We start from the raw sequence: 10,199 nt of genomic DNA on the forward strand, positions 1-10,199 counted from the left end.
GACTCGGGCATGTTTTGCATAAAAATGAGGTTCCGAATGCGGGCCATCGGCCACAAATTCCCTAATCCCATACTTCAAGGACTTTATGAAAAGTCTCATAGTTCACCATCCTTTGATGATGTTCATGGTATCACAAAGAGGCAAACAGGATATACGAAGGACGCTAGGGGGGACTGCAGGCATCTTTTTGTTGTATAAATATAACTTCGTGTGTATAATAGATCCAATTATGTATCCCCTGTTTGACACTCTTGTATCGATTCGAAGGGGTTCCAATAGAGCAATTTCCCTCACTACTTCGGCGTTGTCGTTCTTCTTATGAACCATTCTTTAGTAATGTAAAGGAGCAGTTTGCTATGGATTTGGCTGTTACAGACTTGACTCGGAAAGTTATCGGAACGGAACGTGATGCCTGTGCCATCTATGCCATCGTAGCCAAACAAAGCTCCCTCGTACAAGGCGAACCGTTATGGGATCGTGCTGTGCAAGCTCTTCAGCAAATGGAACATCGAGCAGGACAGAGTCATCACCGCACTGATGGAACGGGCATCATGGGCGAATTGCCACATCGCTTGTGGCAGCGCCGATTGGAAGAGGCTGGGATAGACGTGCGTACCACCGATGGTCGTTTTTGGGTGGTCTCGCTCGCCATGCGTGTCGTAGAGTCTCGTCAAAACACGGAGAAGCTAGGGAATCTGCTTGAAGCACACCAATTTCGCCCCCTCGTGGCGCACTGGGATGCGGTGGACGGCGATGAAGGGCTGTGGGCCATGGCTGCCCTTTATGAGGGAAAAGAGCATCTCAAACGGATTCGCGCTCAAGAATTAATGGACGCTATTGAACGTGTGTTTCCGGCACAATTGGCGTCCTTAAGTGATTCGGTAGGCGTATTAAAACTTCGAAACGGTGCTCGTGCGCTGCGGGAGGTGCTGCGCGGGCAATGGGGGGAGGATTATTCAGGTCGTGCAGTTATCGGCCACAATCGATTTTCGACCAATACCGCTACCGATTTACGACGTGTTCAGCCGTTTTTGGGGCTCGCTCATAATGGAGAAATCAATACCATTGATCGGTTAATGAGGGATATGGATAGCCTAGGTTTGACAGCCGTTCAAGAAGGCAGTGACTCACAAAATTTAGATCGGCTAATTATGGGGCTGTGTCAACGTTATGGACTTGAGCCTGCCGAAGCGATTCGATTGGTGATTGCCCCTAGTCCTGCGGTGTTGGAGAAACTGCCACAAGCGGTTCAGGAGGGCTGGCGTCACGCCCAATCGTTTTGGGCACCAGTGGCCCAAGGCCCAGCCGCGATTGTATATCTGAGCCGCGGCTCTGTGGTCGCAGCTGTCGATGCTTTAGGACTTCGCCCGCTATGGTTTTTAGAGACCCACGATGCCTATATTTTATCCTCGGAGTCAGGGGTTGTACCATCTAGTCGCTGGGTGAAAGAACCATTCCCGATCGCTCCTGGAGAAGTGGTCGCCATCCGATGGCACGGTATGGGGCGCGCCCATGTGGTGCACTCGGGAGCCATTGAACGTGCTCTTATTAATAAATTTAGTAATCGACCCAGCATCCCTCACTTTGCATCACAAACCGAGATGACTCCAAATGCGCCGTTGCCGGAATGGCGGTTGGCCGCGGATGGCTGGAAAAGCGATGATGTTCAGACCATTCGATCTTGGCAGAATGACGCCCATGAACCGATTGGCTCCCTCGGATTTGATGGTCCTTTAGGATCGCTATCGACCGGAATTGTCAATGTGGCGGACTATCTGCACGAGACGGTAGCGGTTGTGACCAACCCGGCGCTAGATCGTGAACGGGAACGTGAGCACTTTCGCTTGGACGTAATGCTGGGCGGGCGAGCGGCTTTCAACATGGCATCAGAAAAATCTCTTATTCGGCTATCGCACCCCTGGCTAAACGATGACGATCTTACCGAGTTGCACCATCGTTTTTCTGGGAGATGGCAGACTATTTCCATGAATTGGCCTCTTGGGATGTCCGAACGCGAGGCGTCAGAGAGGGTGGCTCAGAAGGTGAGCACGGCGGCGAGACGCGGCAGCGCCATCGTAATCTTAGATGATGCTGATAGCTATGTGCGAGAACGGTCTATCAGTTTAGATCCCTTAGTGGCTTTGACTGAGGTTCAGAAAACATTGGCCGAACAACAATTGCAACGCCAGGTGAGCATTATAGTACGCAGCAGTGCCATTCGCCATCTACACGACGCCGCGCTTCTTTTGGGTATGGGGGCCAGCGCCTTGGTGCCCTATGCCATCTGGGGATTGGTGCAATCGAATCAGTATTCTTCCGTCGTTGAGGTGATGAACCAAGGATTGGAGAAAATTATCTCGACCATGGGAACCCATGAACTTGTGGGATACGGACGGGCATTTTCCGCTATTGGCCTATCAGGTGCCATGGCAGAGCTGATGGGGATTATTTCGTACGCCCCGGTAGAGGATGATGTTTGGGAAGATCGGCGATTGAGGATGCAATCCTTGCGTCATGGATTGCTGGCCGAGGAAAAGACGCGCCTTCGTTATATTACCCGTAGCACCACTCATGTGTATAAAGCGGCCATCAAGTTGGCGGAGGGCTCTATGGAGAGTGGGACTTTTCACCAGGCGTTACTGGATCTTCAATCCAAACAACCCGTGCAACTACGCCATGTTCTAAGGGTGTCTGAGCATGGCATTTCTGCGGTTAAGGCTCGTGTGTCGACACGGGGATACGCGCTCCCTTTTGTCATTTCCTCAATGTCATTTGGGTCACAAGGGGAGACGGCATTTCGCGCTTATGCGGAGGCAGCCCGAGATTTGAAGATGGTTTCCATGAACGGCGAAGGCGGAGAAATCCCCGACATGATCGGTAAATATTATCCTTGGAGAGGATACCAAATCGCGTCGGGACGCTTTGGAATTAATGCCGCGCTTATTAATGGGGCGCAATACATTGAAATTAAAATTGGTCAAGGCGCCAAGCCCGGTGAAGGGGGACATCTTCCTGGCCGTAAAGTCTCTTTAAAAGTTGCTGAAGCGCGACGCGCTCAATATGGCATCGATCTCATCTCCCCTAGCAATAACCATGATTTGTATTCGATTGAGGACTTGCGCCAGTTGATTGATGAATTGAGAGCGGTACATCCTGACGTGCGGGTGGTGGTGAAGGTTCCCATTGTCCCGAACATCGGCACCATTGCGGTGGGGATCGTTAAGGCCGGGGCCGATGTAGTGACCTTGTCGGGTAGTGACGGTGGAACAGGAGCGGCGCGCATGCATGCTCTCCGGCATGTAGGCTTACCTGCAGATATTGGCGTGCCCATAGTTCACGCGGCGCTGAGCCAAGCCCACTTGCGCGACGGAGTGGAAATTTGGGCCGACGGCGGCATGCGCAGTGGCGATGATGCGCTCAAGATGATTCTTTTAGGGGCAGACCGGGTTGGATTTGCGACACTGGCGATGGTTGCTCTAGGCTGTACCATTTGTCGTCAATGTCAAAAGGACACGTGTCACGTAGGAATTACCACGCAGATTGCAAGTCTCGAAGAAGCTCAAGAGCGAGGCATTAAACACTTTCATCCCCAGGATCTTGACCAGGCCGTGGCCCGGTTAACACGACTTTTTGGTTCGTTAGGAGACTATCTTGCGCAGAGACTAGGAGCACTAGGGATTTTTGCTGTCGAAGAGGCTGTGGGACGGTGGGACCTACTGGAGGCGCAGGGAGAACGTGCACGACCGTTCATGCAATTTTTGGACCAATTGCACCATACTATTCCTGAAAATCGGAGTCTCATTGCCGTCGGAGAGGTGACGTCTTCTGTCGAGGCACGAGTTCCCATTTCTGGAGATATGCATATTAGCCGATTACGTACCTTGGGTACGGAGCTTTCAGGAAGCCGCGTTCGCTCAAAAGCGAAAGAACTGGCTCACGAAACGGTGGAGTGGGCACATCCGGTGGGGCAAGGATTCGGTGCTTTTCTTCACCATGGGGTTCGGATGCTGGTCAAGGGCGGCGCACAAGACGGGACGGCTAAAAGCGCATCGGGCGGATATTTAGCCATTATGAAGGCACAAAATCACAGCGGGCAGTATTTTGGAGGCCATGTGGGCAAGAGCATGGCTTACGGGGCGCAGGGCGGAGTATTTGTGGTCCAAGGAGGAGCGGACGCGCGGGCCGGCATTCGCATGGCCGGCGCAAACTTGGTTATTATGGGTGATGGGTTGGCTAGTCCTAAAGAGGCTAAGACGTTATGGGAAAGCGCTGCCATTAAAGGATTTGCGTTTGAATATATGACACGGGGAACGGCCATCGTGTTGGCGGATCCTGGTCCCTGGATGGCCTCGGGGATGACTGGTGGGACCATATACCTTCTGCGAAACGACAAGGTTGGGCTCACCCGGGAATTTCTTCTTAGCCGGATTGCGCATACGGCGCAAGTTCAGTTGGCACTTTTAGATTCATCCGATTTAGGCCCTGTCAAAAGGCTATTAGATGTAACGGTGGGTGCGCTTAGCGACTCAGGACAATCCGACCGCGCGGCCCAATATTTACCATATCGGGACGATCCGCTGCACTGGTTTTTCAAGGTGGTGGCAGTGGGAGAGCAAGCGGATCCTGCGATATCGACGGAATAAGGCGGGGGAGGTTGCACCGTGTCGACTATCTGATGGGGGGCTCCTCAGCGTCAGAGAGCGCTTCGATATCACTTGCGGTCATGCGGCGAACAACGGGCAAAGATAGAGGCAAAAGCGCAATCAAAATGTAGAGTACCCCTGCCCATGTCTCCACACGATTGATGCCCCAAAGGTTCGCAAGCGGGAGCGCTAATATTTCGCCCACGGGAATCATCATATAGGATCCGAGGGCATCGAAAGCCATGATTCGAGAGCGCTTATTGTGCGGAACGCCAGTTTGTAATGAGGTATCCCAAGCGATTTGCGATACCGATGATCCCATCCCTGAAACGATGGTGGCGACCAGAAGATACGGTAAGGGAACACTTTGCCCTAAGAGAATCATCGGACTGCTCATAGCCGTGGCGGCAATCATGGCATCACGTAAGGGGCGAGAATAATTGATGCGTAACAAAAAGCCACTAGCGATCAGGAGACCGACCGCTCGAGCACTCAAGGCCAGCCCCCATCCACCAGCTCCGAACGTCCTCTTCGCAATAATAGGTCCGAGGACTTGAAAAGCCCCCATTTGTAGCGCATTGAGCAGCGTATACGCGCTCACGTTGGACCAAATCCAGGTTTGGTGTCGGAAGTAGTGCCATCCCTCTTGCAGATCTTTTAGTAAAGAAGGGGACACGGAGGCCGGCGCGAACGGAACGCGAATTTGACTCATGACAACGGCCGAGAGAAAAAATGTCGCCGAGTCGGCGGCGATTCCCCATCCGCCACCAATGGTAGTCACCAAAATACCTGCGACACTAGGTCCCACAATTTTCGCGGCGCTGCGGGAAATATTCATTAAAGTATTCGCCTCTTTAATGTGCTCACGAGTCACCAGAGCGGGGACGATACCACGCATTGCAGGGGATGCGAACGCGCCAGATATTCCATTGAGGATGGCTAAAGGAAAAATCCACAGTGGGCTCCTGTGCGCCAACACGATGAAGGCGATGCCGGCTTGGGAACCACCTGATGCAAGATTGGCTAACTGAATGAGCCGATCGCGTCGATAGCGGTCCGCAATTCCTCCGCCAATGAGTACGAGCAATAGGTTGGGTACCAATTCGGCCGCCAGGATGTACCCCAATAGCTGTTCTCCATGAGGCGCTTGAAGCACCGCAAATGCTAGGGCGACCGGTGTCATTCCGCTGCCAAAGAGAGAAATCGTTCTTGCTAAATAAAACCATCGAAATGGTGCTTCGGCGAGGGCGCCAGTCGAGATGGGATTTTTCAATGGCATTCTGATAACCTCTTCCATGAGTTCTCCGCGAGTTGGTTCATCATAGTGAAGTTTTCAAAAAAAATATAGACTGATAATTTGTGATGATTTATACTAAAAGTATCAAAGCGTGGTGCCTCCACGTGTATTTTCTTGAACCCATCACATCATCACTGAATAGCCCTGTAAGGGCTTTTTTTGTTGGGATTCCCTAGCGACATCGGTGCTCTGTCATCGAACGGTCTATTAGGGGGTATATCCTCGTGCGACCACGCCTTCTTGTGATCGTCACCGGATCTTCATCTCTCCTTAACGAACCCATAATCTCTTCATAACCGTGGCATGGTTTTCTTGTATTGTCCTAACAAAGGAGGAGAGCCCGATTGGCGATTGTGACAGCCATCATTTTGGGTGTGGTTCAAGGCGTTACTGAAATTTTTCCTCTGTCGAGTCTCGGTATATTGGTAATTCTCCCCCGGATTTTTCGCATGGTTGTACCTGCCACAGGTGCTCGGTATTTGCCGTTTTTGGTGGCTTTGCATCTCGGAACCGCCCTAGCCATGTTTATTTACTTTTTCCCAGAGTGGTATTCCATGATTAAGGGTTTTTTTGCTCGTTTAACAGGGCATCGCACGAAGGCCTGGCGGCTTCTATTGCTGGTAGTGATTGCCACCATTCCAGCAGGAATAGCGGGGCTACTGTTAAAGACGCCGTTAACGCGTCTTTTTGGGCATCCTGCCATCGCTGCGGCATTTTTAGTGGTTAATGGGTTTTTGATGTGGTTCGGAGATTATTGGCATCGGCGACAACGTTCGATAAAGTCGCTGGAAAAATTGAGCGTTGGATCCTCATTTCTCATTGGGATGTTTCAAATCCTCGCGCTCATTCCCGGAATGTCACGGTCGGGAAGTACCATCACTGGGAGCGTCGGCATGGGACTAAGTTATAAGGATGCGGCCCGATTTACGTTTTTAATGGCTATGCCCATTATCTTAGCAGCCGCATTAGTGGAAGTGCCGAAGCTTTCATCGAACCACACAACGCTTCTAATTCCATCGTTGGTAGGGGCAATTGTGGCCGCGGTGACGGCCTTATTTTCCACTCGATTTTTGATGAAGTTCTTTGAACACCATCGGTTGCGTAGCTATGCATTACTTTCGATAGGTCTTGGGATTGTAAGTCTTCTTCTTATCCACTAGGAAATTCATAAGGACGTGAAACTCAATTATGAAGGCGGGATTCGCACTAGGGCTGATGATGTTCTTTACCATTATTGCGGCAGGTGGAGGTTGGGAGGCGGCAACGGGAACGGGATTGTGCGGTGGTATCATTGGCGCCATATGGTCAGCCTATCGGCGACGATAGGCTGATAGAGGTAACCCCGGGGACGTTGGTTGGCGCCGCGAATCCCTCTCAGCAAAGGTAGGAATTGCCGTACTAAGGTGGCACGCCTCGTTGTAGCGATGCTGTAGGCTCTTTGGGAATCAATGGGGGGAAGCCTCAAGTGTATGCTTTGTCTCTTGATGGGAAAAAGAAGAGTATCCCGCATGTTATGATTGATCGCTCATTCTGAAGGGCCTTCGTCACGCAGAGGCGAAATTGGATTATGTGATTGATTTAGCCGACGTTACGCGCGGTTCTTTCGGACTATCCGCGACAACGGGCGCACATTGTCGAAGCCATCACATCGCTCGTTCACTACGGATCCGTCGCTTGTCATACCCACTGGGGCTTCACCATAGTACCTGGTGATGGCGTTGTGGATGCTGTCCCCGTTCACCGGAATTATGATAGGCGTGGCGGAGACCGGGTGATCTTCCGCCAGATGCTAGCTTAATACCACATTGCCTTGAGGGAACTACTGCGCGATGGGAATAAGGTGCTTTCGGGGCGTTAATACCGGAAGAGCTGGACATGGGGAATCCACTGGCTAGTAACCACGACAATGGCGCCCATCGACCTGAAACGCGCCACGCCGACGATGAGTGAGAAGTCTGCCATCAACCTCAGAATCTGATACCCAAACAGAATAGCATGGTGACGAGCATAGCTAGGAGCTACGCTCGTCGCAAAAACCCCGTGAACAAGTCGCTAAATTAAGCGGCCTTGTCCGAGAGTAAGATTATTGTGATAGGGCGGATTTATCGGAGGTGAGACCGCTTAAGGCGTCAGAGGAAAGCCTGGTAAGAGTAGTGATACCACGTTGCACTAATCCTGCATCACTATCGAAGTCCTCTAACGTGAGTGGAGCGGGAAGAAAATCAATGAGTACGGTATGTGTGTCCGTATCATCGAGCTGCGACCAGTGCAGTTGATCATAGTAACGGGGACGGGAAAGGCGACACTCCACAAGGGTTTCGCCACCGTGGGATGGAAAATTCACGGAGATCACATCACCCTGAGAACTCATGCGAATCGCAGCTAAAATATCACTGCCGTGATGTTCCAAGAGGCGCGCAACCTGGTCCCAGTCCCGAGGGTCAGCCGATAAGGCACCTGCCGGTACTCCATGAATTGAAGCGAGACGGGCAGCTCCTACCGTGCCAGAGGTATGAACATCATGTCCGAGGTTATAACCGTGATTGATGCCAGACAGAACTAGATCCGGAGTCACCCCTAGGAAGGAATGCGCAATGCGTACGCAGTCTGCTGGGGTGCCGCTGACGGCCCATTCATCGGTTCGCACCATCCGTACCTTGAGGGGCTCGTGCAGAGTCACCGCCATAGACTGACCGCTGCGATTCGCATCTGGAGCTACCACAATCACCTCATGAAGTGCGCGCCGAGCCCATCGCGTTAAGATCGACAAACCCTCAGCATAAATCCCATCATCATTCGTTATTAAGACTTTCAAGCGGTAACGCCTCCCCTGTGTGCGTAGACTGAGCGACGAGGTTGTGCTGTAATACGAACGACTATAGATCTTGATGCTGTGTCAAGCGTAGCAAGGGAAGATTATGGCGGAGTTACGATGTGGTTAAGTTTAGGTTAATCGCCAGCGAAACAGGAGTATTGGCGACAAGGAACGCCGGCGCGGCGGTCACTTTTGAGGGGATGGTCACCTTTTCCCGTATTGCGAGCGAAATTATGTGTCAGCGCTATCCCTGTGACGTTCTCATGATTATCTTAATTGATTTGAAATTGCGGCAATGTTTGACAGAAATAGCATCACTCTTTATGATAACTTCACCAATCATGGGCCTGCGATAGGGAATCCTTCGCAATCTGTTAGAGCCTAGGGATCTCAAAGGAGGCGTGCGTGATGCCAGTCAAGAAAGGGCTTGCCTTGGCAAGTGTGGTGGGGCTTTTAGGGATATTAAGCGCCTGCGGAACTAGTACCGCGAGCGCATCCAAAACGACGGGAAGCCAATCGACGGTGGTGATTGCACTTCCAGTGCAAACAGCACCGAACTGGTTTTTCCCTGTTTTGGCGGCTTCCGGTTATACCGACACCAATACCCAGATGTATGATCTCATGTATAAACCGCTGGTGTGGGTCAGTAAGACCGACGCCATCAACTATAGTCGGTCTCTAGCCAGTTCCATAACCAGTAATGCTGAGGGGACCCGTTATGAGATTCATTTGAACACGAAGTGGCACTGGTCTAATGGGCGCCCTGTAACGGCCCAAGATGTGGTCTTTACGTGGGACATTATGAAGGCGGCTAGCGGCTCTGGGAGTGACTTACCGTGGACGTACGGCGGGGCCGGTGGTGGTGGGGTCCCAACCGACTGGACCTCGGTCACGGCTGCCAATCCCTCAACGGTTGTGGTGACGCTGGCTCGTCCTGCCAACCAATCCTGGTTTATTCATAATGGATTGGGCCAAGTGGTGCCGGTGCCAAAGTCGATTTGGGATAAATATCCCGGTAACATGATTGAGGAACTGAAGTGGATTCAATCCATCTCCAACCAACCGACTGCGAAACCTTATCAAACCGTGGATGGCCCGTATCGTTTTCTATCTTTTGAACCCAATAATCAGTGGGACTTTGTGGCGAATTCCCACTATGACGGCCACCGCGGCACTATCAAGAAGGTGGTCTTTGAATATGAAACCTCTTCGGCCAGCGAGTTTTCTGCACTCAAGGAGGGGACGGTGCAGGTCGGGTATTTACCTCCGTCGATGTGGGCATCACGACAGTCTCTGACGGGAGATACCTTCTGGCCGGCGTATCTTTGGGGGTTCAATATGATGCGTTTGGATGAGAACTCAGGAGCTGAAAATGGGCTCGGTCCGGTATTTAGTGAGGCTTATGTACGTGAAGCCATGGAAATGGGCATTGATCAGTCGGCAA

At 51.8% G+C, this 10,199-nt stretch carries 6 protein-coding genes; 4 read left to right on the forward strand and 2 right to left on the reverse strand.

All coding sequences use genetic code 11. The features are described from left to right. Nucleotides 1-356 precede the first annotated feature (356 nt). A complete protein-coding gene (locus ACOJWD_RS10060; protein WP_486993100.1) occupies nt 357-4,643 on the forward strand; it encodes a glutamate synthase-related protein in 4,287 nt (1,428 codons plus the stop codon). Nucleotides 4,644-4,668: 25 nt separating this feature from the next. On the opposite strand, the gene ACOJWD_RS10065 is transcribed toward ACOJWD_RS10060, so the two are convergent. Continuing rightward, nucleotides 4,669-5,922, reverse strand: a complete 1,254-nt coding sequence (locus ACOJWD_RS10065; RefSeq protein WP_486993101.1) for an MFS transporter — start codon at nt 5,920-5,922, stop codon at nt 4,669-4,671. Nucleotides 5,923-6,293: 371 nt separating this feature from the next. On the opposite strand from ACOJWD_RS10065, the gene ACOJWD_RS10070 reads away from it, so the two are divergent. Then, complete coding sequence (locus ACOJWD_RS10070; RefSeq protein WP_486993105.1) at nt 6,294-7,100, forward strand: undecaprenyl-diphosphate phosphatase; 807 nt, start codon at nt 6,294-6,296, stop codon at nt 7,098-7,100. A gap of 28 nt (nt 7,101-7,128) precedes the next feature. Continuing rightward, a complete protein-coding gene (locus ACOJWD_RS10075; protein ID WP_486993102.1) occupies nt 7,129-7,266 on the forward strand; it encodes a hypothetical protein in 138 nt (45 codons plus the stop codon). A gap of 757 nt (nt 7,267-8,023) precedes the next feature. On the opposite strand, the gene surE is transcribed toward ACOJWD_RS10075, so the two are convergent. Then, complete coding sequence (gene surE / locus ACOJWD_RS10080) at nt 8,024-8,755, reverse strand: 5'/3'-nucleotidase SurE (protein WP_486993103.1); 732 nt, start codon at nt 8,753-8,755, stop codon at nt 8,024-8,026. Between the two features lie 408 nt (nt 8,756-9,163). Between surE and ACOJWD_RS10085 the strand changes: the two genes are divergently transcribed. Then, on the forward strand, nt 9,164-10,199 hold a 1,036-nt coding region (locus ACOJWD_RS10085), incomplete at its 3' end, for an ABC transporter substrate-binding protein (protein WP_486993104.1).

This window comes from Sulfobacillus sp. TH-112, assembly GCF_057473405.1.

Bases quoted from the DNA above. Each gene is read 5' to 3' on its own strand.
- ACOJWD_RS10075 (WP_486993102.1), top strand. From the start codon at position 7,129: ATGAAGGCGGGATTCGCACTAGGGCTGATGATGTTCTTTACCATTATT.
- ACOJWD_RS10060 (WP_486993100.1), top strand. From the start codon at position 357: ATGGATTTGGCTGTTACAGACTTGACTCGGAAAGTTATCGGAACGGAA.
- ACOJWD_RS10065 (WP_486993101.1), bottom strand. From the start codon at position 5,922: ATGCCATTGAAAAATCCCATCTCGACTGGCGCCCTCGCCGAAGCACCA.